The organism is Draconibacterium orientale (genome assembly GCF_900111425.1).
GTDB classification, from domain to species: Bacteria; Bacteroidota; Bacteroidia; order Bacteroidales; family Prolixibacteraceae; genus Draconibacterium; species Draconibacterium orientale.
The window spans coordinates 325,021-347,837 of the sequence record NZ_FOHT01000001.1 but is presented as its reverse complement, the minus strand read 5'-3'; the positions used below and the strand labels follow the sequence as shown (position 1 = coordinate 347,837).

Genomic DNA, 22,817 nt, shown 5'->3' with positions numbered 1-22,817 from the left:
GTACTTATTTATAAATTGTCTATATATGCAACACGGTTTTGAAACTATGTTCTGAACGTAACGTCTCAATATCTCTAAGGATTTAGATATGTGTCATATTTACTGTTTGTTATACTACTAATGTACTAGTGCTACCGATTAAAAATTGTATTTTCATTTTTTCGTTTTTTCGTCATTTAATGGAAAATTAAAGAGTAAATTATCAGAATTGTCATGATTACACCGGCGAAAAGCGCAGTGAATCCAAAAATTCTGATGGTTTTCATCTGTTCTTTTGTAAACTCTTTTTCAACGCGAACATCATTGATTTTTCCTGATTTTACGAATTGCTCGTATTCGTGCGGACGATCTTTTTTGTATTCTTCCTCAAGAACATACCCCGTAAAAATTACGGTGGCCATAGGGAAGGATTCCGGGCGAAGGTGCGTATTAAAAAAGTGAATGGTAAATATAAAACCAACGGCCGGTAAAGTTTCGTCGCTGTGAATGATCTGGGTCACATTAATCAGCCATCCGGGCAGGAATTTGGTGAAGAATTCGGGGACCCACAACATTAATCCGGTTGAGCCAATCACCAGCACTTCGCAGTTCGATTGTGCCATTAATTTTAACCCCGGAAAAAGGAGCAACCCGACGATTAAAAATATTTTAACCGTCTTTGAATTTGCTCCGGTGCATGCATCGAACAGATTTTTTGTGAAAGTTTTGCTCAAGTACTTCATGCTAAGCCGTCTTTAATATAATTACTAAATCTCTCTTCTCAGCCTACCTTGCGAGCCAACTATGCATTATTTGTGTGCTGCTATTTCTGTTCTGTTTTCTTCCTTCTCCCTTTTTTCAGCTTCGTTTTATTGTTTATTTATTGACTTGCTTTTCTTTGTTCAATTTACACGTGATGCCACCCGCTTACTATACTTTTGAAATTATCAAGAGGCGATTTGCCAATTGATGCAATGTAAAGATGCACGATTAAAAATATAGAAATAAAGAATCCCATAGCTGAATGTGTTACAGCCGTGATAAGAACACCGCTGATGTTGTAAACTTTATTGAATATCAGCTCGGGAAACATTAACCCGATACCCGAAATTATTACCAATGGAACAATCAGGTACATAGCCGCTATGTACGTATATTTTTGTAGCGGATTAAATTTTCGTTTTTCAGAAAGCGGGTAAGGAGCTTTCATTCCGTGAAACATTCCCCATGCATAATAGTAAGCCTGTTTCATCGGGCGTTTCAAAAAGTTCTTGGGTTTAACGATGTAAAACTTTTTATTCGAGGTAACCATGTTGCCAATTAAGAACAGCAGGTAGTTTAACGTAATAATTACTCCGGCATAATTGTGCACTGTAATAATTAGTTTAAAGCTTATTAGCGAGTCCTCGAAACCCGAGTTCATACTAATTCCGGTAACGATAAGAAGAATAATACCCAAGGCATTTATACCATGCCAAATGCGTAACCAAAGCGGGTAGAAATATATTTTGTTCTCTGAGCTCATTGTTATTTCTTTTTGATGATGATTCTAAATATTACGTGGATGATAATTCCTGCAAGTGCTGCAAAAAAGATGATCAAACTAATTGTTTTCAATATTGGAATTTGATGCGATCCAATCACGTAACTTTCATTCGAGAGCATTCCCAAAGCTGTTCCATCCTCAGCTCGTTTCTGTAGGTTTTGGTATTTGTATAACGATGCTTTTAGCAATGAATTTGACGAGTGACATTCGGCACAGCGGCGCACTGCATCTTCTTTTGCAAGAATATTGTGCGAAACCATCAAATCATCTTCAACGGCGGTATGGCACTCGATACAGCGTACATGTTTAAAGTGAAGCTCCTGGTTTGGCAGCCAGTCGTGAATATCAACAATGGCAGATTTTAATTCGCCTGACACCAGACTGAACTTTTTCATATCGTTGTGGCACGATAAGCACATGGCGTTGCTGTTTTCAACAATCTCCATAACACTGCTACTTGTGCGGGCACTGGTAGAGTAGTAGTGTTGGTTGTGGCATTTTGAACAGGTAAAATTGTCGCCAAAACTCTGGCGGTGAATACTCTTGTTAACTTCTTCGTCTATCTTTTCAAACTCGTATTTTGCAAACGACTCATCGCCGGCATGGCAATCCAAACATGTCATCATTGGCTCGAGCTTTAACGATGCCGCATGTGGGTAGGTTGTATAATCGAATGAGTGGCAGTCTGTGCAATCGAAATTTTGATGAACACCTGTGCGTAACCGAATGGTATCGATTATCAGGTAAGGATTCATCAGACGTTTCTCCTCGGTATCCATCATGTCGTTATGGAATGCATAGGTCTGTTGGGAGTGACACTTTAAACAATCGTGACTTTTGGGATCGTCGTAAAATTGCCCGAAACTTTTTAACGTGATTGTTAAAAGCATCAGGATTTGTAAAGGAATGAAATATTTCATGGGTTAAATCGTGTAAAAAAATCTGAAGTTTGCAATAACTTTATGGAAAGAAAAATGGTAATATCACCTTTCCCGGATATTACCATCTTTATCTTTTGTACTTTCTAATCGATTAGAACATCCAGATACGAGTTATAGTAAAACCAAAGGCCAATCCTTTATTGGTCCAGTCTTTTTGGTTATACATCATCGCATCCTGAGGAAGAATACCCTGTGCTGTTCCAACATAAATTTGGAAAGCGTGGGTGAATGTAAAGAATTCAACACCAACTGCCAGGTTTTCTTTAGCATGTGTATCCCAGGTGTACTGCTCGGTAATATCTTTAATTTTAAGTGGATTGTCGTAGTTGAAAATAAAAGACCCCTGTGGAGAGAATTTAATTTTTCCACTAAAATGTAGTCCGATAACATCGTGATCGTAATCCCATTCTACCGTATTGTAGTGCGTAAAGCTGGCACCTGCCTGCAACGATAATACATCGCCGAAATTGCGGGTAACCATAGCTTGCGAGAAATATGAAAGACGGTCGGTGAATCCAAACTGGTACTGAGCCGGTTTGCCTTTTGATTCAACGGTGTTACCGGTTCCAAAAGCGCTTTTGTTTCTTCCATCGATAGCTATATTACCAAATACGGTAAGTGATACTGGCATTCCGCTTGTTTTTTGCTGTAGTATTTTGTACTTCGCATTAAAATCGGAATACATGAATTTTTTTGTGATACCTGCACCAATTTGAAGATTTTTAACCGGTACATAATTTAGTGCTAACCTTACATTAGACCCCGGAGCATAAATTCCCCACAAATCGGATTTACCGTTTTCGAGTGTGCCGAATTTGTGTTGAATAACAAATTCCAGTGTACGTGCATCAGGAATGTAAGATGTTTGTGCATCAATCAGTATTCCGCTGTTAAAGGCGTAAACCGGATCTGCTTCCTCCTCCTGTGCAAACGAATTGGAAAAAGTTACTCCTAAAATAATCAGAATCAATATATATTTTTTCATCATTAATCAGTTTAGGTTTTTAATTGTTTTGAGCTCCTTGCGTTATCCATGTTAGCACCAGCGCTGCTTCGGCTTCAGAATACTGCACGTGGTTTCCAGTTGGGCTTGCTTTGGTGTAAATCAAGCTCGATGCCGGATCTGAAGTGTTTATATAGCGGCTGCTGTTAAGCGAATTATACGCATTGGCAGAAGTAAGGTCTGGCATTTGATTTCCGGTGGTATGGCATGCTGTACATTTCGATGCGAAGATAGGTGTAATATCTGATGAGAATGATACTTCTTCTGCATTCGGATCAGTAGGATCTATTACTGGTTCTTCAACAATCCAATTGTACGCACAGCCACCAAAAATCAACCCTATAAGAAATATTGATAATAGATTTTTTAGTGCTTTCATAATCATATTCAAGTTTATTGAAAAAAAAGACTTCCCGAGAGAAGTCTTTTCACTCTATTTCTTTTAATTAATTAGCTGCCGTAGCAGATAATTCAGCTTCCATTGCTTCGATAGAGTTGAGCAATAACGCTTTAACATATTTTGGATTGTGTACACCCAAGCTGCGGTCTTCTTCCAGACCTGTCCAGTTAAAGAATGCCTGTACCTGTACCATTGGGAAGGTTCCGACAACAGGGTGGTAGCCGTCAGTATCATCTCCGGCAACTACACCAAGTTCGATAAGCTGGTCGCGCAATTCAACCAATAATTCTTCAACCTCGGTTTGAACCCCACCGTAATTGTAGTCTTCCAATTCTGTATCGTGACATTCGTTACATGCAGCAACACTTGGAATAAATGAATGGCCACCTTCTTTGTCGGTAAAATCACCCATATGACAACCAGTACAAGATGCCTGTTCCAGGTGAATCGAACCTCCGGCTGTTGGGTAAGCAACAGATCCTTCAATTTCGGCAAATCCTGTTCCGTAAACAACGTTGGCCTGTGCACCGTGGTGTGGTCCGTAGTGTGTACTTGTAATTCTGTATGTATCGCCAGGACTTTCAATATTTGGTTCTGGTCTTCTTGATTGATGACAGTTTGCGCATAAATTGCTGTTTCCATTTAAATCCATGGTAAAACCAGCAACAACTTCCATGTCGTCCACGATGTTCGAAAGAGGACTTACAGCATCGTGCATACGTAATGCGTAATCTTGTCCTTCAAACGTTTCGTGAAGTCCGTGGCAAGTATTACATTCCCAGGCTGAAGGATTTGAAATATCTCCAAGAACTTCGCCTAATGTTGCATATTGAACGAAACCCTCGTGAGAGTGGCATTGTGCACATGATTGACGGCCACCGGCATAATCAACAGCAATGGCACCAACTGCGTGGGCAGACATCCAGAACTGTCCTTGCTTGGCTTCCATATTGGATCCCGAGTGGCAAACTAAACAAGTAACTTGTCCGTCAACACCGTCAGTTCCATCAGTTCCGTCAGCACCGTCAGCACCGGCAGGTCCCATTGGCCCTTCCTTTGTACATGAAGAAAACATGAATGCCAGAATAAATCCTAGCAAGAATAATTTTGAGATAGATTTGTAGTTCATAACGTAGTATATTAGGTAATTTATATTTGTTATTACTCTTTGGGAGATAAAAGTAGTTGGATAACTATTATGAACTTTAGCGGAAAGAGTGATATAATAGAATGGCTAAATTGATAATAAACAAGCGAAAAGTTGATATATGTCAATTATCCGTTTTCGCTAATTGAAACTAATGAACTTTCGTCTAGTATGCTTATTCTGTTTCCCTTGGTATTAATGTATTTTGAGTCTTTAAATTGGTGGAGTATCCGAACAAAGCTTTCTTTTGTCATGTTCGACATTTCGGCTAATTCCTGCCGCGTAAGAGGCACCGAGAACTCATCAGCACTGAAAATTTCGTTCTTTAAATACAGTAAGGTATCGGCTACCCGTCCCGGCATATATTTTTGTGTATGGTCAACCAGTTTTTTTAGCAGGTAATTGTTTTGTTTGGTGTGGTTGCGCAGTAATTTTACAGCAAACTCGTTGTTATTGGCAAAAATGCTGGTTAGGTTTGCCGAATCAATCATGCAACACCTGACTTTTGTGATTGCCGAAACGCTAAAATGTTGAAAGTTTCCGTTAAAAAGACCTCCACCACTTATAAAATCGCCGGCTTTGGCAATCCGAATAATTACGTTTTTTCCATTTGTACTTTCAACATAAAATTTCGCCAACCCTTCGTTAATACAAATCACCGAAGTTGAAGCCGTATTTTGTTTGGTGATGGTTTCGCCAACGTTATATACAATTTGTCGTTTTTTGTCAATCAGAAAGTCAATTTCTTCCTGCGTGAGGGGTGAAAAAATGTTGTTTCGATGTTCTTTTATACACGATTTGCAACCTCTTCCATGAAGCTTACTGCCATTGTTACAATTTTCGGTATTATTGAGCGCCATTATAAAGTTTTGGTATTAAGTTAATTATAGCTGTTAGGTTTCTCTCCTTATATTGTTGTGCACAATTTCGTTTCTGAACTTCAACATAGTAAAATATTTCAATATATAAAAGTGTGGATTGCTGCAAATTTTATATGAACTAATGTGAAAATTAGCAATAAAAATCGGGAATAAGTAAAAATGCGATCGAAAAACAGATTTACATTTTTCTGTTTTACGACAGGTAAGGGTTACTTATACATAAACATAAGTAAGCAAAGGGTTTGAGAATATATGTGGAAATGGGGGAGTTGTGCAAAATAGAATCAGGTAAGCCGGGTACCTCTTCCGGTTGCAATATTTTCGGGGTTGGTAATCAGGATTTCCTGTACGCCTTTTGCTTTTGCACGGAAACCATTGTCCAGTTTTGGAATCATTCCTTCGCTGATAACTCCTTCTGTTTTGTACTGATCAAATAATTTGTAATCGAGATCGTAAATTACGGATGATTCATCGTTTGGATCGGTTAAAACACCACGTTTTTCGAAACAATAGAAAAGGTAAACCTTAAAGTAATTGGATAATTCGATGGCCAATTCGGAAGCAATGGTATCGGCGTTGGTATTTAATAACTGGCCTCTGGCATCGTGGGTTAGTGGTGCAACAACCGGAATAACGTTTTCTTCGATAAGCATTCGCAGTTCGCGGGCATTTACATCGTCAACGTCGCCAACAAAACCGTAATCAACATCCTGTACAGGGCGTTTGTGGGCTTTTATTAAACCCAGGTCGGCTCCGGTCAAGCCAACTGCATTCATGTCTCGTGCCTGCAAACCGGCAACAATTTTCTTATTAACCAAACCGCCATAAACCATGGTAACCACTTCAAGCATGTCGGCATCGGTAATACGGCGGCCATCAACCATTTTGGTTTCAATTCCCAATCGTTTTGCAATTTCGGTAGCCGTGCGTCCTCCACCATGAACCAGTAGTTTATTTCCTGAAATTTTACGAAACTGATCGAGCAGTGCATTTAACGATTCAGGTTCTTCAACTACTTTTCCGCCTACTTTAATGATTGTTAGCCTATCCATGATTTTGCTGATTATTTTTTTTGTTGCCAGTTTCGATTGAGTAACGTTTGTTACCAGTTAAAATTGTTGTTGTAAAGTTACGTTAGTGTGCTCAGAGTTTTAGAAAGTTCTCCAATATTTTTGCGCCAATTGTTCCACTTTTTTCCGGATGAAACTGCGTGGCATAAAAATTATCGCGATGCAAAGCTGCACTAAATGGCAGAATATAATTGCAGGTGGCAATGGTATGCTCGCTTTTTTCGGCGTAATACGAGTGTACAAAATAAACGTATTCATTTTCCAGATCAGCCGTAAAAAGGTCGCTTTTCAGGTCTTGAATGGCATTCCATCCCATGTGCGGAACTTTGGTAATGTATTCTTCGCCGGGTTTTGGAATAAAACGTTTTACTTTTTCATCGAAAATACCCAGGCACTCGGTATCGTTTTCTTCCGAATGCGAGCACATCAACTGCAATCCGAGGCAAATTCCCAAAACCGGTTGCTTCAGCGAAACGATCAGTTCGTCGAGTTTGTTTTCGCGCAGGTAGGCCATTGTGGTGCTGGCCTCGCCAACTCCCGGAAAGATTACTTTGTCGGCCTTCCTGATTTTGTCGGGATCGGCTGTAATTTCCGCATTCACTCCCAATCGGTTGAGTGCGTTATTTACCGACTCGATGTTTCCGGCGTTGTATTTTATTATTACGATATTCATTACAACTTGTGGTTTTATTTTTTCAGTAAAAGATCAATAACGTCCACCATTTCATTGAATTCGTCTTCTTTAAAAAGGCGGGTCATATATACAATTTTTCCTGTTTTGTCGATAATTACATTTCGGGTTACACCGGCACCTTTGGCGGCAAAAGTATAAAAGATTTCGGCGCCCGGATCAAGAGCCAGCGGATAGGTAGTTTTCATCGTTTTTTTGAAAGCTTTAACCTTATCGAGCGGTTCGTCCATATCTACACCGATCAGCACAAAATCATCGTTGTTTTTGTGTTTTTGCCAGATCTCTTTTTCAATGTGTGGCATTTCTTTTCGGCATACCGAACACCAGCTGGCGGTAAATTGCAACATGGTTACTTTGCCTTTTAAATCGGCGGTAGTAATTTTTGTGCCATCGGTAAGTTCCATTGTAATATCAGGCATTTGCTGGCCAATTTTTACAACGTAACCGTAATCGGCGGGAATTTCTTTCTCAGGGATTGTACTTAGTTGTGCAAATGCTGACATGGCGAATAATGTTATACTTATGATGGATAGTAGTATTTTCATGATTTGTTGTTTGTTACATGTTTTAAGCTGGTTACTTGTTTCTGGATATTGGATACTGGATACCAGTAAGCGTATCAATTTAATTAAACACAACCGTTCGGTTTTTATATACCAAAACTTTACGCTGAAGGTGTTTGTAAACGGCTTGCGAAAGAACGATTTTTTCCAGATCGCGGCCTTTGCGTATTAAGTTTTGTACCGTATCAACGTGGCTGCAGCGGGTAACATCCTGCTCAATTATTGGCCCTGCATCTAACTCGGAAGTAACGTAATGACTGGTAGCTCCAATAATTTTAACTCCGCGCTCGTGTGCTGCATGATAAGGTTTGGCGCCCGCAAATGCCGGCAAAAACGAATGGTGAATGTTGATCACTTTGTTCGGGTAGTTCTTTACAAAATCCTCTGAAAGGATTTGCATGTAGCGTGCCAGCACCACAAAATCGATCTTGTTTTCCTGTAACAGTTTTAGCTCGGCAGCTTCCTGTTCTTCCTTGTTTTCTTTATTTATTGGGAAATAATGAAAATCGATGCCAAAACGTTCGGCAACCGGACGCAATGTTTCGTGGTTACTAATAATCATTGGTATTTCCACATCCCATTCGCCGGCCGTATAACGCGCCAGGATATCGAACAAACAATGTGGCATTTTCGATACAAACAGCGCCATTCGCGGAATTTCATTCGAAAAATAGATTTTCCAGTTCATTTGCAACGGGCTACCGATTAAAGTGTCGAAATATTCACCGATTTTATCTGCCGGAATTGCAAAATTCTCTAATTCCCATTCAACCCGCATGTAAAAGATCTTCTCCTGCCGATCGACATGCTGATCGAGGTAAATAATGTTGCCTTTATTTTTGTTCAGAAACTCAGTTACAGTGGCAAGGATTCCTTGTTTATCCGGACAGTGAATCAGTAAGATTGCCGTGTCCTTTTTTTCGTTTAATATTTTTATTGTCTTCATAGTTTTTAACCGCAGAGAGCACAGAGTTTTACTCAGAGTTACGCGGAGTTTTTAAAATTACAACATTCCTTTAGTTGAAGGCAAATCAAAGTTAAATACATCGCGGCGAATGGCCATTTTTATCGCTTTTGCCAGTGCTTTAAAAATCGCTTCTATTTTATGGTGTTCGTTAGTACCTTCGGCCTTAATATTCAAATTACACAAAGCTGCATCGGAGAACGATTTAAAGAAATGCATAAACATTTCGGTAGGCATGTCGCCCACCATTTCGCGTTTAAAATCGGCCTCCCAAACCAACCACGGACGTCCGCCAAAATCAATAGCAGCCATAACCAGGCACTCGTCCATTGGCAGGCAAAAACCGTAGCGTTCCATACCGAGTTTGTTGCCAACAGCCTTTTTAAAAGCTTCGCCAAGAGCCAGTGCTGTATCTTCAATGGTATGATGCTCATCCACCTCTAAATCGCCTTTTACCTTGATGTTCAGATCAACACCACTGTGGCGCCCAATTTGTTCCAGCATGTGATCGAAAAATCCCAACCCGGTTGAAATATTACAAACACCCGAGCCGTCGAGATTTAACGAAACCGAAATTGCAGTTTCTTTTGTGGTTCGTTCAACTTTTGCAGTTCGCTGAGGCGAGGCAACGCATGCGTAAATATCGTCCCAGTCGTCGGAAATTAAAGCACAAACATTAGCCAAACCTTCTTTTTCAAGTTCTTCAACCTGGTCGCCGTTATTAATGAAAATACCTTTTGCACCGAGGTTTTTGGCCAGCATAATATCGGTAAGCCGATCGCCGATTACAAAGCTGTTTGCCAGATCGTAATCGCCTTCGATATATTTTGTAAGCATTCCGGTTGCCGGCTTGCGGGTGGGCGAGTTATCTTCCGGAAAATGACGGTCGATACAAATATCGTCGAAAACAACACCTTCGTTTTCAAAAGCTTTCAGAATAAAGTTTTGTACCGGCCAAAAGGTATCCTCAGGGAACGAATCGGTGCCCAGACCGTCCTGGTTGGTCACCATTACCAGCTCGTAATCCAGGTTTTTACGGATGTAATGCATATTACGAAAAACCTTGGGCAGAAACTCCAGCTTTTCAAATGCATCAATTTGTTCGTCGGGCGTTTCGTAATTCAAGGTTCCGTCGCGGTCTATAAATAGTACTTTCTTCATCGTTTTTAAATTAGTTTTTTTAGCGCACACAGCAGGTTTTCGTTTTCTTCTGAATTACCTATGGTTATTCGCAAACTTTCGTCGCACAAATGTACTTTCGAACGGTCGCGAACGATTATTCCTTCCTCAACCAGGTAGTTGTAAATGCCTCGGGCATCGTGCATTTTTACCAGCAGGAAATTTGCTTCAGATGGATAAACCTTAACTACAAACAGAAATTCAGCAAGCAGTTTCTCCATTTTTTCGCGCTCGGCAATCAATAGTTTCACCCATTTCTGCACGGTAACTTTTTTGTCGAGCAGTTCCATGGCTTTTTCCTGCGTAAGAATATTCAGGTTGTACGGGTACTTAATTTTGTTCAGAATACTGATCAGTTCCGTACTTGCGAATGCCATTCCTAAACGTATTCCGGCCATTCCCCAGGCTTTCGAAAAAGTTTGCAGAATTACCAGGTTGGGGAAGTGTTCCAGTTCCGGCATCAGGGTTTTTCCGGGTGCAAAGTCGATGTACGCTTCATCAACAATAACCAGCCCGTGAAACTGATTGGCCAGCTCCAGCATGGCTTCTTTTTTCAAACTGTTGCCGGTAGGATTGTTGGGCGAACATAAAAATATCAGCTTGGTATTTTTGTCGGTTTCGCCAAGTACGTCGTTAATATTCAGCTGGAAATCCTCGGTTAGTGAAACTTTGCGCAGTTCAACACCCGAAATGTCGGCTGCAACCTGGTACATGCCGTATGTTGGGTCGATGCTAACCACATTGTCTTTTCCCGGTTCGCAAAAGGCGCGGATGAGCAAATCTATAGGTTCATCGCTGCCGTTTCCGAGGAAAATATTTTCAGAACCTACCTTTTTTATCACAGCAATTTTCTCCTTTACCATTCGCTGCAAAGGGTCGGGGTAGCGGTTGTAGGGGGCGTTAAAAGGATTTTCGTTGGCATCGAGAAAAACCATTGCATCGCCACTGTACTCGTCGCGTGCCGAAGAGTAAGGTTTCAGGTTTTTAATGTTCTCGCGAAGTAGATTATTTAGTTCCATAATATGTTATGTACGTCATGCCGAACTTGTTTCGGCATCTGTTTTTGTATTTATTACCAGATATAGACTCTGAAACGAGTTCAAGGTGATGTCTTTGATCGTATCCGTCATACTGAACTTGTTTCTGTATCTTATTCATCTTATTTCCCAATATAAATCATTCATTTGTGGATTCTTCGATTTTATGAGGTTGATTTTCCATTGTCTGTGCCAATTCTTTAATTGTTTTTCCCGATCGATGGCTTGATAGATATCCGGAAAATCTTCGTAATACAATAAATCTGTTAGTTTATATTTTGATGTAAATGCTGAACCAATTCCATTCTTGTGATCAGCAATTCTGGTCTTCAAATCACTGGTAACGCCAATATAAAATGCGGTTCTCCTTTCATTACTCATAATATAAACAAATCCTCCCTTCATAATTGAGAACCTGAAACAAGTTCAGGTTGACGTTTTGATCAAGTTAAATATTTCAAACGTAAAGTTACGGCATTTTTGTGCGCTTCAAGTTGTTCGGTAGCGGCCATTTTTTCAATAGCAGGGCCAATTGCCAGGAGACCTTCTTTATTAATCTCCTGGAAAGTTATTTTTTTCAGGAAACTATCTAAATTAACTCCGCTGTACGATCGTGCCCAGCCGTTTGTAGGCAAGGTATGGTTGGTGCCCGAAGCATAATCGCCGGCACTTTCAGGTGTGAATTCGCCCAGGAATACCGAACCTGCATTGGTGATTTTCTCTGCCAGTTCCATATAACTTTTGGTGCTGATGATCAGGTGTTCCGGCGCGTATTCGTTAATTAAATCCACACGCTCGGCATCATCCGAAACAACGATCAATACACTGTTGGATAGTGCTTTTTCTGCCAGTTCTTTTCTGGGCAGTTGTGCAACCTGAGCGTCAACTTCTGCAACTACTTCTTTTAACGTATTTTCGTTATTAGTAACCAGCACCACCTGGCTGTCGGCACCGTGCTCGGCCTGCGACAACAAATCGGAAGCCACAAAAGCCGGATTCGATGTTTCGTCGGCAACAACCAGTACTTCTGAAGGGCCGGCCGGCATATCGATCGAAACTTGGTTCATGCTAACCAACTGTTTTGCAGCTGTTACATATTGATTTCCGGGGCCAAAAATTTTGTAGGTTTTCGGAACCGTTTCGGTACCATAAGCCATTGCACCGATAGCCTGTACACCGCCGAGTTTGTAGATTTGAGTAACTCCTGCAACCTTCGCAGCGTACAAAATTGCCGGATGAATTTCTCCATTTTTATCCGGTGGCGAACAAAGCACAATTTGTTTGCAGCCTGCAATTTTTGCCGGAAGTGCCAACATTAACACCGTTGAAAAAAGTGGTGCTGTTCCGCCCGGAATATACAAGCCAACTTTTTCGATGGCCACCGGTTTTTGCCAGCAGATAACACCTGTCCGGGTTTCCATTTTTTTGACTTCCGGCATTTGAGCGCTATGAAAAGCCTGTATGTTTTCAGCAGCTAAAGCAATCGCGTCTTTTAAATCCTGATCGATTGCAGCTTCTGCTTTGGCGATTTCTTCCGGCGAAACCTCAAAATTATACAGTTTCACACCGTCGAAACGTTCGGTGTATTCGCGCAATTTTTCATCGCCCTGCTCACGAATTTCTGTTAATATATTTTGAACGCGTTCGTGTAATTCCGAAACATCGAAAAGCGGTCGTTTTAAAATGTCTGTCCAGGTATTTTCTCCCGGATTTATATAAGTTTTCATGAAGTCATTTTTATTACCAGTTTATTCTTACATCTTATCTCCGAAAATTCTGAATTATCACAATTCATTTTGTTGCAAAAAATGTTTCAAGAGCTTTTATCTCCAAGATCACTATATCACAACGTTTAGCAACAGAATACTTCGCATTTCTTTGTGCCTTCGTGTTTTAATTTTTCAACCGCAAAGCCCTATTGATGCCCGAAAATAGCAAATTATTGCTTTGGCCTTTTGCAAGGCGGTTTCAAACGTATAACGTTAAAAAATCATTTTCTCGATAGGAACAACCAAAATTCCTTCGGCACCGGCTTTTTTTAGTTTGCCAATTACATCCCAAAAATCGTTTTCTTCAATTACCGAGTGCATCGAGCTCCAACCTTCCTTAGCCAGTGGAACCAGCGTTGGGGCTTTCATTCCCGGAAGCAGCGAAATTATTTCTTCCACTTTTTCGTTCGGAACATTCAGCAGAATATATTTTTTACCTTCAGCACGTTGCACCGATTCGATTCTGAAAATCAGTTCGTCAAGAATTTCCTGCTTTTTGGCTGAAAGGTTGGGATTGGCAATCAGTACGGCCTCCGATTTCATCACCACTTCAACTTCTTTCAAACGGTTGCTCACCAGTGTAGATCCTGAGCTTACGATATCAAAAATAGCATCGGCCAAACCAATCCCCGGTGCAATTTCTACCGATCCGGTAATTACGTGAATTTCGGCAGTGATGTTGTTTTCATCCAGAAACTTTTTCAGAATAACAGGGTAGGAGGTGGCAATTTTTTTACCGTTAAAGAATTCAACTCCCGGATAATCGATGGATTTTGGAATCGCCAATGATAAGCGGCATTTCGAGAATCCAAGTCGTTTGGCGATTACCACATTTTCGTCTTTCTCGGCCATTTCATTTTCGCCAACAACACCAATGTCAGCAACACCATCAGCAACGGTTTGCGGAATATCATCGTCGCGCAGAAACAAGGCATCCATTGGGAAGTTTTTCGCTTCCGATACCAGTTTACGTTTACCAACACTCAAGCCAATTCCGGCCTCGTTAATTAGCCCCATTGAATCTTCGTTTAACCTTCCTTTTGTTTGAATAGCAATCTTAAGTTTTTCCATGTTTGTTTATATAAAAAAAGGCCTGCCTTATATGGCAAGCCTTTATTAATTAATATCGTTGAGTTTAAACAAAACAATTACAGCCTACCCGATGGTTGGTTCTTCCAATGATGGCCGTGATGTAGTGTTATTACTGTCATTTCATTTATTATGATGCAAGTATAATTATAAAATTGTATTGAACAATACCTATCGGTGTTAATTTAAAATTAAAGTTAAGCCGGGCAATGCTATGCCTACAATTTATGATCAGTTTGGATTTTGCCTGATAAGAAATTGACAATGTATTTTGCAAACTGCAATCGATTGCATAGTTTTGTATAAACTTGAATCAACATGTATAAAACGATCATTATTCTACTGGCCGCGGTAGTTTTTGGAGGAACAACGCAGGCACAAAAAGCAGGTAACGAGAAGCTTTTTAAAGACAGAACCATTAAAAAAACAATGAAAAAGGCCTTGGATTGGCAGCTGGAGCATCCAAAGCACGAATTGTACGACTGGACCAACGGTGCATTTTACGCAGGCGTTTTTGCCGCGTACGAAACAACCGGCTCGAAAAAAATCTGGAAAGCCATGTACGAAATGGGAGAGGCCAACGAGTGGAAACCTGGGCCGCGTTTACATCATGCCGACGATCATGTAATTTGCCAGACTTATATAGATATGTACCGGGTTTCGGGCGATAAGAAAATGATTGAACCATTCATCGCGACCCTGGATGAGTTTATGAAAACACCGTACGAAGCCGATGGTATTTTCGAAAAAACATGGTGGTGGTGCGATGCGCTGTTTATGGCGCCTCCGGCATTTGTAAAGCTCGGAATGACTTTAGACGACGATAAATACCTGAAACTTTCGGATAAATTGTGGAAAGAAACCTACGATCTGCTTTGGGATAAAGAGCATCAGTTGTATGCCCGCGATATGAGCTACAAATGGAACGTACCCGGTATTGAAAAAAAGCAGGAAGCCAATGGCCGAAAAATTTTCTGGTCGCGCGGAAACGGCTGGGTTATGGGCGGTTTGGTGCGTGTGTTGAGCGAACTTCCTGAAGATTATCCGAACCGTGATTTCTATATTCAGAATTACAAAGAAATGGCGGCAAAAATTGTTTCGCTGCAGCAGGAAGACGGATTGTGGCGTGCCAGTTTGCTCGATCCTGAATCATTCCCGGGAGGAGAAGCCAGCGGCTCAGGTTTCTACTGCTATGCTTTGGCATGGGGAATCAATAACGGCATACTCGATAAAGAAACTTATCTGCCTGCGGTTGAAAAAGCGTGGGTAGGATTAAATGGTTTGATTCAGCCCGACGGGCATGTGGGCTGGTGCCAGCCCATTGGTGCCGACCCACGGAAAAACTTCGAAGCAGACAGCTGGGAAGTTTACGGAACCGGAGCCTTTTTACTGGCCGGCAGCGAGGTGATAAAATTAGATTAGTCGATCAAGTATTTTAACAATAAAAAAGGCCGCTGCAAATTATTTTGTAGCGGCCTTTTTTCTGAAAGTCACTTTGGTAAAAACAAAAAAGTTCACGCAGAGTAGATCCCTAAGTTTTCGCAAAGCACGCAAAACAGATTCTATACCTTTGCGAATTTTGCGCTTCTTCTTTTCTTTGCGTGAAACAATATTAATGTCCTTTCATTCCTGTAGGTGATTCCTTAAATCATGAATGTTTTTTGTCGGAATAAGGATTCTATTTCACCTTCTTCGCAGTAATTGGAATTTCGCCTTCGGGGCTGTTTACAATCCCCTTCATTTCCTCTCCTTCAACGTTAATTTTCAGTGTTACGTAATCGTAATCAACGTATAAACCAAATTTTAATACGCCTTCCTCATAAGTTATGTCCTTTAAATCAATTTTGTTGTTGTCTTCCAGTTTTACAAAACCCTTTAAGGCTCCTTCCAGTTCTTCAAAAACCAGGTTGCCGGTATTGTATCCGTAAGGTGCGTTCGGAACTTCGTATTTCCATTCGCCAATAACATCTGAGTTGGCAGGGCGTTCAGCGGCATTTACAAAGTTTGCCATTAGCGCGAAAACAAAAAGAATGAGAATTAATTTTTTCATTGTGTAAAATTTTAGGTAAGAAATTTAGTTTTATTATTTAGCTGATTACAAGTTTAGTAAGAACATTTTCATTTGCCAATGAAAGTGCCTTAAAAATTACGCTTTCTCATGAAAATGAAATTAACTGTATTCGTTGGCCCGGTTGCAGAATATTATTCTTTGCTTTGTGCACTCAAAGGCATGATATTTGCCGGAACAGAACACCATTAAACAATTACCGAAAGATAAAAGTCGTGAAACATACAATTATAATTTTATTATTCGTAACGCTGTTTGTTACCTCGTGCACCGAAAAGCCGGTTCAGGATAGCGGTTTGCCGGAAATACTGCTGAAAAAATCGCAGGACATTTTACCGATCTCAAGTTTTATTGAAAATCTTGATTATCTGGAATTAAAAGTAAACGAAGCGAAAATTGAGCTGGGCGATATTTTAACTATTAAAAAACTGGATGGCGATTTAATCATTCTTCAGCGCCGTGCCCGCGAAATCAGCTTTATCCGGTTTACACAAAAAGGCGATTTTATAAATACCATTGTTAGTAACGATGAGGGGAGTGGCAGAATTAAAAAACCACTGGATATTATTGTTTATCAGAACGGTTTTGCGGTATTGGCCGAAGATGGAATTTACCTTGTTGGCAAAGATGGGAAATACAAAAGCAAACTTATTTCGGCGAAAATGCCCGGAACCCAATTCTTTGAATCGAACAACCGGTTTTATGTGGTAAACGATGTTCCGGGTTATGGTTTGTATAGCCTGTATTCTCCAAATACGAAGGTAAAAAAGGTGTCGTTTCCGGAGGAACGTCTGAAAGATTTGGGACGTTCGAACCTGGCCGCTGTGGGAACAAAAAACATTTCGCTGGTGTCATCGTACAGCGATACGGTTTTTGCCTATAATAACGCGACTTTTGAACCTGAATATTTAATTGAAAGTGATGGTTATCCGTCGTTTGCCGAAATGTGGCGAAACACCGGCGATAAAAACGATATTGAAACGCTGAAGTACATCCATAACACGCACCACTCGAAAATTAAAAGCTACTTCGAAAACAAGCATTATATTTTTATTACTTACTGGCTGGGTTCGCATCAAACCTCTGCATTGATTAAAAAGCAGGATTGGGAAGCCACGTATTTTGCCGAGGCGGTGAATAATATCGACGGAGGAATTTGGGATAATCCATCGTTTCTTTCGCAACAAAACGAGCTGTACATACCCATTACTGCCTACAAAGTTAGCGGACACAAAATTTCGGATAAACGCCACAACGAATTCGAGAAAGTACAACTTCATATTGCAGCTACAGGAAATCCGGTTTTAATGCGTTGTCGGCTGAAATAGGCTAATCAAAATAGGGATCTGTCCGCTCTCCGCGCTTGTACTCAAAAATCATTTTTAGTTGTGCTTCGTTGTTTCGCGGAAGTGAAAGTGCCGGTAGTGCATTTTCGTTAAACCAAGCCACATCGCAGGTTTCCGATCCGGGCGAAAGGGTGTCACTCTCTTTTTTACAAAGCAGGAAAATTTTATAAACGTACTCAAATGCCGGTGGCATGTTTTGTTTTTGTTTGTCCATAATGGCCAAAAGTCGCGTGGCTTTAACCTTTAACCCGGCTTCTTCCATACATTCTTTTTCGGCCACTTCGGCGGGACTGTAGGCTATATCGGTCCATCCGCCGGGAAGTGCCCACAGATTATCCGCTTTTTCCTGTACCAGTAAAATCTCGTCGTTATCGTTAAAAACAACGGCTCTTACATCCACTTTAGGCGTTCGGTAACCGTTACGTTCTTCAATAACCGGAATAATGTCGGCAACAGGTGTGCGGGTTATCTTCTCCAGCATTTCCAGACAAATATCCCGTATTTCCTGGTAGCGTTCAACGTCGTAAGGAATTGTGTTGTATTCCAGCCCGATTTCGGCCAGGGCGTGCAGGCGTTTTATTTTCTCGAAATAGTAATGGCTCATATTTTAGTTGAAATGTTCTTGTGCGATTGAAGTCGTTTCTGCAATTAAAACTTATTGTTCTTTTTTTACCAGCATGAGTTTGTTGCCCTCCAGTTCGGAGTAGCCCTGGTCGTAAACAAAGTAATAAACACGCCCGGTTTTGGTGGTGTAGGTACTGGTAAAATAGGTGAAATTAAAACCACGTTTTTTGAGGGTATTTTTGTAGGTGGTGGTTTTGTCTTCCGGGTTTAGTTCTTCCAAAACCGAATGATTGTTTTTCAGAATGCGGTTGATTTTTCGCATAAAATTGGTCGATCCACTGGCCTTTTTATTGTTGTAGGCATTGCGGCAACTGTCGTTGCAAAATTTCTGATCGGCTCGCCCTTTTAAGGGTTCTCCACATTCGAGGCAGGTTCTATTTTCCATTTTTTATTGTTTTAGTTTGAGCTGCTAAAATGCTAATATACAAAAATATATCCGTTTGTAAACGTTTGCAAACGTTTATTGTCGACTACAAACGTTTAAAAACCGGTTAGCTTATGGTGGCCGCTGTAGCTTTGTTTCAACAATTGCGTTACAGGACTCGCATAAGACTCAGTCCTACAGTATTAACTAAAAAAGAAATATCATGAATGCATTACGAAACAGCGTACGATTGTTAGGCCACCTTGGCGAAGATCCAAAAGTGAGAAGGTTAGAAAGTGGAAAAGTAGTTGCCAATTTTAATATTGCAACCAACGAAATTTACCGCGACAGTCACGGAAACAAAAAAGAGGAAACCACATGGCATCGGTTGGTGGCCTGGGGTAAAAATGCCGAAGTTGCCGAAAAATACCTTAAAAAAGGAAAAGAAATTGCCGTTGAAGGAAAACTGACAAACCGCCATTGGGAAGATAAAAACGGCGAAAAACAGTACATCACCGAGGTGGTTGTTAATTCCTTGCTGATGCTGGATAAAGCCCCGAATTAACAGATGCTAACGTTAATCCACAAAATAGCAGTAGTGTGTTCTCGCGCTGCTGCTTTTTGTTTTCCAAAACCTTACACCAATCAGCCCAGCCAACAGGCATTGTCAAAGCTATTCTTTTAGTGTTGCGAACATTCAGATTTCAAAAAAATAATTAAACTTTGGGGCTTACAAATCAGGAAATGGAAAGAAACTATTACATGATTAACAGCCCAAAACTGCTATTTGTGGTTTTGGAATTACATAAGCGTGGCTACGAAAAATTACATATTGTACCTGCTCTGGCGCCCAGTGGAATGGCGTGGAGATGTACTTTCGTATCAGAAATGTATAAAAGTGTAAGAGCAACAGAATGGTTCGAAGAATTTGCACGGGCTGAGCGGGAAATCAATTATACGATTGAAGAATTGACGGATTGGTTTGAACGTGATCATTCTGATTTTCTGGAATCTTGCAGAGGACGAAATACCGATTATCTACTTTGTTTTAGAGGAATGTTGAACCAGTTGGAAAAGGGCGAACTTCCCTATGCTTTGGCAGAGTATTTCTATGAAACTGAATTCTGGGGTACCACAAAACAAAAGAAGATTCGAACATTGCCCGACGAAAATCGCTTTTACAGCTATTTGTAGTTTTTTTTGCAGAACAGGTTTGCTGAATGGAGCAGAAAGTATGGAATAAGCTTTCTGAAATTAGTTGAACGTTGAGCGGAGTAAGTGAAAGGCTGAGCTTTTGGGCAATTCATCTTTGCTGTGTCCTAAAATGCCCATTTTACACGTGCATAAACTGCTTGTCCGTAATCGCCGTATTCTGTCCCATCACGTCCGAAAAACAGCTGACCGTTGAGCATTAACTCCCAGTTATTCCCCAACGAGTAGGTTAAAGCCGGACCAAGAAAGGAAGAGCCATCGCAGGGATTTACCATGGCTGACAGGTTGGTAGAAAATAAGGGAGTAACAGGATAACTGATTTGCCCGAACAGTTGATATTTGCCTAACGAAAGCATTTTGGCAGAAATATCGGGAGCAAAAAAACTACGACCACCGGCATCGCCTGTTGTTCCGTAGCTGTTGAATAAGGTTCCGAAATGCAGGTAGAAACTATTCGGGAATGTATAATCTGCCGAAACCGAAGCGACAAAAGTTTCGAAGTTCGCTGTGTTGCCTTTATCGCGCGGACGGAACCAGGTTGCCTCACCCCGAAATCCGGCACCTTTAATATCGCCGGCCCAACCGCCACCAAAAACAAAATCTTTACCAACCCGACCACCCAAAAATTGGATGTCGTAATCAAATTTCGAAAACCGGTACATGCCGGCAATGGCCGTTTCATCACTATTGTGACCAATTTTATAAACCAGTTCTGCCGAAGAAGTTACACCGGTATAATATTGCACCCGAATTCCATCGGTTCCGGGGCGTTCTTCGTAATCGAAATCGAAGTAGGAAAAGGTATTGAACACATCATTCGGATTCGAGACCAGGTTGGTGCCCCAGTTAATACGCTGTCGTCCGAGCCGTACCTGAAGTTTTCCGCTGGTGTAATCAACCCAGGCCCGGTCGAGCATGGTGTGTAAAAACCAACTGTCGGCCGAGAGCAACACCGTTCCCATATCGAAATAACCGTTGTCGTCATCAACAAAATCTTCGTAATCGGGAAATTCACGAATCATTTGTCCCATGTAAATGCGGTTGCGGGCTTCCAGTGCGATGGTCAGTTTGTCCGATGCATACCACTTGAAATTTAAGCGGTTGTGTATCTCATTCAGAAAAAGGTAATCTAGCGATTTATCTATTGAAACCGGAATTGGCTCCACCGGATGATAATACATACCCAAATCTTTTACGTAGCCGTAAAACGATAGCTTCGGCTGAGCGTAAACCGCAGTGCTAAAAAATAGTAGCGATAGTATGAGTAAGTTTTTTTTCACTTCTGAATACTGTTAAATCAGGGATTCTCTGCTTCCTACATCTTCTGAATTTTTATTGGAGATGTGCGTTTCAACATGGCTTGATTTTGCTTTCTTTCAATCGTCAATCTAAAATCGTTAATAGATATTCGTAATTCATCAGTTGTTTTCCATTCCTCCCGCCAAATCCATTACACACATGGTGTTGTATTGTGGATGTGTGCCGCATGCAACTCCAAGAGATTTAAAATCCGCTTGAAGAAGATTTGCCCGATGGCCCCGGTTTTTAACCCCATCGTCTATCAACAGAAATATTACGATTTGCCGTGCCGAAGTATTTCCATAGGCAATGTTCTCAGCTATGCGTACCTGCCACTTTCCGTAGCGTTCTATTCGTTCTTTTGAGTTTGAACCATCCCGGCCTATGTGTCCGGTTTTGCCGGTTTTGGATTGGTCTTTCTGATGATCGTTGGCAGCTTTAGTTAATAGTTTGTCGGGATATAAAATCGGAGCAGGAACCGCATTTTTCAGCGCTCGTACACATTCACGCAATGCGCTTACGCCTTCCTGCGTCAGTATCGATTTATCGCCGGGGTAATGCAATATTCTTTTGTCGTAAAATTGGGCGAGGGGAGCAATATATTTCTCCGCATATTCCGACGGATTTGAGCGGAACAAGTTGATCTCGTAGATCACTTCCTTCTCGAGCTCCGACAAGTAGCTAACATCGGCTGCCGTGTTTAATGTACGGTCTTTTAGTTCTTCTTTTGCCGAAACTCCCAGGCACAGACCGATTAATAAAATCGCTATCGAAATTTTCGTGATTCTCATTACTTAATTTTCATGTGTTAGAGCCACCAATAATGTGGCCTTTACTTTCTCTCATCGCTTATTATTTTTCCATCCTCAATGGTAATTACACGCCGCGCTTTGTTTACCACCCGCTGGTCGTGTGTTGAAAATAGAAACGTAATTTTTTCCTCTTTATTTAGTTGCTCCATAATATCGAGCAGGTTTTCGGTAGAGTGCGAATCGAGGTTGGCAGTAGGCTCGTCGGCCAGTACAAATTTTGGTTTCGATGCCAACGCACGTGCCACAGCCACCCTTTGTTGCTGCCCGCCCGAAAGTTTCGATGGCCGGCGATCCATCATTTCTCCCAAGCCAACAGCTTTTAGCAATTCGCTGGTTCGTGCATCGCGGTCGGCTTTTTTTCTTCCCTGCAAATGCATAATAAATTCCACATTTTCTTTGGCCGTAAGCACCGGAATCAGGTTGTAAGCCTGAAAAACAAAGCCAATATTTTTCATCCTGAAATCAGTCAGTTTCCGGGATGATAAATCGTTGATTTTAACACCGTCAATTTCTACCGATCCTTCTGTGGCGTCATCCAGCCCGCCTATTACATTTAGCAACGTGGTTTTCCCTGATCCTGATGGACCAACAATGGCAGTAAATTCACCTTCTTCAACCGACATATTAATGCCGTTAACCGCATGTACAGAAACGGAGCTGCCGTTGTAAACTTTGTGCAGGTTTTTGATTTCTATTATTTTCATATCAATGCTTTATTGATTCAATGCTTCAATGCTTCAATGCGAAAATGCTTTAATGCCGGAATGCTTTAATAGTTGATGCTGAGCATTAATGGTTATTATTTTTGTTAATTGTGTCTTTTAATCTTATCC

The 22,817-nt window shown here is 41.0% G+C and carries 26 protein-coding genes; 4 read left to right on the top strand and 22 right to left on the bottom strand.

The window, feature by feature from the left end; all coding sequences use genetic code 11:
• Positions 1-176 precede the first annotated feature (176 nt).
• From BMW53_RS01405 to hisG, 16 genes are all read right to left on the bottom strand, one after another.
• Entirely contained in the window at positions 177-602 is a 426-nt protein-coding gene (locus BMW53_RS01405; protein ID WP_139177993.1) for a hypothetical protein, read from the bottom strand.
• Between the two features lie 284 nt (positions 603-886).
• A complete protein-coding gene (locus BMW53_RS01400; protein ID WP_038561053.1) occupies positions 887-1,504 on the bottom strand; it encodes a cytochrome b/b6 domain-containing protein in 618 nt (205 codons plus the stop codon).
• A gap of 2 nt (positions 1,505-1,506) precedes the next feature.
• Positions 1,507-2,445 carry a cytochrome c3 family protein gene (locus BMW53_RS01395; RefSeq protein WP_038561056.1) on the bottom strand — a complete coding sequence of 313 codons (939 nt, stop codon included), beginning with the start codon at positions 2,443-2,445 and terminating at the stop codon, positions 1,507-1,509.
• 112 nt (positions 2,446-2,557) lie between these two features.
• Positions 2,558-3,454 (bottom strand): DUF5777 family beta-barrel protein, encoded by an 897-nt coding sequence (locus BMW53_RS01390; RefSeq protein ID WP_139177992.1) that lies wholly within the window; start codon positions 3,452-3,454, stop codon positions 2,558-2,560.
• Positions 3,455-3,470: 16 nt separating this feature from the next.
• On the bottom strand, positions 3,471-3,848 hold the full coding sequence (locus tag BMW53_RS01385) for a hypothetical protein (protein WP_139177991.1): 378 nt from the start codon (positions 3,846-3,848) through the stop codon (positions 3,471-3,473).
• Positions 3,849-3,915: 67 nt separating this feature from the next.
• Positions 3,916-4,998 (bottom strand): hypothetical protein, encoded by a 1,083-nt coding sequence (locus BMW53_RS01380; protein WP_139177990.1) that lies wholly within the window; start codon positions 4,996-4,998, stop codon positions 3,916-3,918.
• 146 nt (positions 4,999-5,144) lie between these two features.
• Positions 5,145-5,876 carry a Crp/Fnr family transcriptional regulator gene (locus BMW53_RS01375; protein ID WP_038561078.1) on the bottom strand — a complete coding sequence of 244 codons (732 nt, stop codon included), beginning with the start codon at positions 5,874-5,876 and terminating at the stop codon, positions 5,145-5,147.
• 305 nt (positions 5,877-6,181) lie between these two features.
• On the bottom strand, positions 6,182-6,949 hold the full coding sequence (gene argB / locus BMW53_RS01370) for an acetylglutamate kinase (protein WP_038561081.1): 768 nt from the start codon (positions 6,947-6,949) through the stop codon (positions 6,182-6,184).
• Positions 6,950-7,040: 91 nt separating this feature from the next.
• Positions 7,041-7,640 carry an imidazole glycerol phosphate synthase subunit HisH gene (gene hisH, locus BMW53_RS01365; protein WP_038561083.1) on the bottom strand — a complete coding sequence of 200 codons (600 nt, stop codon included), beginning with the start codon at positions 7,638-7,640 and terminating at the stop codon, positions 7,041-7,043.
• A gap of 14 nt (positions 7,641-7,654) precedes the next feature.
• A complete protein-coding gene (locus BMW53_RS01360; RefSeq protein ID WP_038565149.1) occupies positions 7,655-8,203 on the bottom strand; it encodes a TlpA family protein disulfide reductase in 549 nt (182 codons plus the stop codon).
• Between the two features lie 79 nt (positions 8,204-8,282).
• The gene (purU, locus tag BMW53_RS01355) at positions 8,283-9,167 is read right to left on the bottom strand and encodes a formyltetrahydrofolate deformylase (RefSeq protein ID WP_051567950.1); all 885 of its coding nucleotides are present in this window, start codon (positions 9,165-9,167) and stop codon (positions 8,283-8,285) included.
• 57 nt (positions 9,168-9,224) lie between these two features.
• A complete protein-coding gene (hisB, locus tag BMW53_RS01350) occupies positions 9,225-10,346 on the bottom strand; it encodes a bifunctional histidinol-phosphatase/imidazoleglycerol-phosphate dehydratase HisB (protein WP_038561086.1) in 1,122 nt (373 codons plus the stop codon).
• Between the two features lie 5 nt (positions 10,347-10,351).
• On the bottom strand, positions 10,352-11,383 hold the full coding sequence (gene hisC / locus BMW53_RS01345) for a histidinol-phosphate transaminase (protein WP_038561089.1): 1,032 nt from the start codon (positions 11,381-11,383) through the stop codon (positions 10,352-10,354).
• Between the two features lie 135 nt (positions 11,384-11,518).
• Positions 11,519-11,806 (bottom strand): GIY-YIG nuclease family protein, encoded by a 288-nt coding sequence (locus BMW53_RS01340; RefSeq protein ID WP_038561092.1) that lies wholly within the window; start codon positions 11,804-11,806, stop codon positions 11,519-11,521.
• A 38-nt stretch (positions 11,807-11,844) separates the two neighbouring features.
• Positions 11,845-13,128 carry a histidinol dehydrogenase gene (hisD, locus tag BMW53_RS01335; protein ID WP_038561095.1) on the bottom strand — a complete coding sequence of 428 codons (1,284 nt, stop codon included), beginning with the start codon at positions 13,126-13,128 and terminating at the stop codon, positions 11,845-11,847.
• A gap of 255 nt (positions 13,129-13,383) precedes the next feature.
• A complete protein-coding gene (gene hisG / locus BMW53_RS01330; RefSeq protein ID WP_038561097.1) occupies positions 13,384-14,241 on the bottom strand; it encodes an ATP phosphoribosyltransferase in 858 nt (285 codons plus the stop codon).
• A gap of 336 nt (positions 14,242-14,577) precedes the next feature.
• On the opposite strand from hisG, the gene BMW53_RS01325 reads away from it, so the two are divergent.
• Positions 14,578-15,681 (top strand): glycoside hydrolase family 88/105 protein, encoded by a 1,104-nt coding sequence (locus BMW53_RS01325; protein WP_038561100.1) that lies wholly within the window; start codon positions 14,578-14,580, stop codon positions 15,679-15,681.
• Between the two features lie 256 nt (positions 15,682-15,937).
• On the opposite strand, the gene BMW53_RS01320 is transcribed toward BMW53_RS01325, so the two are convergent.
• The gene (locus BMW53_RS01320) at positions 15,938-16,309 is read right to left on the bottom strand and encodes a hypothetical protein (RefSeq protein ID WP_038561102.1); all 372 of its coding nucleotides are present in this window, start codon (positions 16,307-16,309) and stop codon (positions 15,938-15,940) included.
• Positions 16,310-16,542: 233 nt separating this feature from the next.
• On the opposite strand from BMW53_RS01320, the gene BMW53_RS01315 reads away from it, so the two are divergent.
• Positions 16,543-17,655, top strand: coding sequence for a DUF4934 domain-containing protein (locus BMW53_RS01315; RefSeq protein ID WP_038561105.1), 1,113 nt, complete (start codon positions 16,543-16,545; stop codon positions 17,653-17,655).
• Position 17,656: 1 nt separating this feature from the next.
• On the opposite strand, the gene BMW53_RS01310 is transcribed toward BMW53_RS01315, so the two are convergent.
• Positions 17,657-18,277 (bottom strand): NUDIX hydrolase N-terminal domain-containing protein, encoded by a 621-nt coding sequence (locus tag BMW53_RS01310; protein WP_038561107.1) that lies wholly within the window; start codon positions 18,275-18,277, stop codon positions 17,657-17,659.
• Positions 18,278-18,328: 51 nt separating this feature from the next.
• On the bottom strand, positions 18,329-18,682 hold the full coding sequence (locus BMW53_RS01305) for a hypothetical protein (RefSeq protein WP_038561110.1): 354 nt from the start codon (positions 18,680-18,682) through the stop codon (positions 18,329-18,331).
• A gap of 202 nt (positions 18,683-18,884) precedes the next feature.
• On the opposite strand from BMW53_RS01305, the gene BMW53_RS01300 reads away from it, so the two are divergent.
• Positions 18,885-19,226 (top strand): single-stranded DNA-binding protein, encoded by a 342-nt coding sequence (locus tag BMW53_RS01300; protein WP_038561113.1) that lies wholly within the window; start codon positions 18,885-18,887, stop codon positions 19,224-19,226.
• Between the two features lie 179 nt (positions 19,227-19,405).
• Positions 19,406-19,855, top strand: coding sequence for a hypothetical protein (locus BMW53_RS01295; RefSeq protein WP_038561116.1), 450 nt, complete (start codon positions 19,406-19,408; stop codon positions 19,853-19,855).
• Between the two features lie 125 nt (positions 19,856-19,980).
• Here BMW53_RS01295 and BMW53_RS01290 read toward each other — a convergent pair whose 3' ends face one another.
• From BMW53_RS01290 to BMW53_RS01280, 3 genes are all read right to left on the bottom strand, one after another.
• The gene (locus tag BMW53_RS01290) at positions 19,981-21,153 is read right to left on the bottom strand and encodes a hypothetical protein (protein WP_139177989.1); all 1,173 of its coding nucleotides are present in this window, start codon (positions 21,151-21,153) and stop codon (positions 19,981-19,983) included.
• A 138-nt stretch (positions 21,154-21,291) separates the two neighbouring features.
• Positions 21,292-21,963, bottom strand: a complete 672-nt coding sequence (locus BMW53_RS01285; protein WP_038561120.1) for a CAP domain-containing protein — start codon at positions 21,961-21,963, stop codon at positions 21,292-21,294.
• 41 nt (positions 21,964-22,004) lie between these two features.
• Positions 22,005-22,688 carry an ABC transporter ATP-binding protein gene (locus BMW53_RS01280; RefSeq protein ID WP_038561123.1) on the bottom strand — a complete coding sequence of 228 codons (684 nt, stop codon included), beginning with the start codon at positions 22,686-22,688 and terminating at the stop codon, positions 22,005-22,007.
• Positions 22,689-22,817 lie beyond the last annotated feature (129 nt).